At 59.1% G+C, this 257-nt stretch carries 1 protein-coding gene; it reads left to right on the forward strand.

The window, feature by feature from the left end:
* A partial coding sequence (locus SB764_RS42240; RefSeq protein WP_410867071.1) for a chorismate-binding protein occupies window positions 1-257 on the forward strand: 257 nt, incomplete at both ends.

Consider the following 257-nt stretch of genomic DNA (forward strand, 5'->3'; position numbering starts at 1 on the left):
CGGCAAGTCTTCGGAGATCACACCCGACCCGTTCAAAACCACCGATACGATCCCGCCCAAGGGCGATCATCGTCCCGGCGAATATTCCGAACTGGTGGTGAAGGCCAAGGAAAGCTTCCGCCGCGGCGATCTGTTCGAAGTCGTCCCCGGCCAGAAATTCATGGAGCGTTGCGAGAGCAATCCGTCGGCCATCTCCCGCCGCCTGAAGGCGATCAATCCCTCGCCCTATTCCTTCTTCATCAATCTCGGCCATCAGG

Origin of the sequence: Paraburkholderia sp. SIMBA_027 (genome assembly GCF_046535315.1) — a bacterium.
In the GTDB taxonomy this organism is placed as follows: Bacteria; Pseudomonadota; Gammaproteobacteria; order Burkholderiales; family Burkholderiaceae; genus Paraburkholderia; species Paraburkholderia tropica.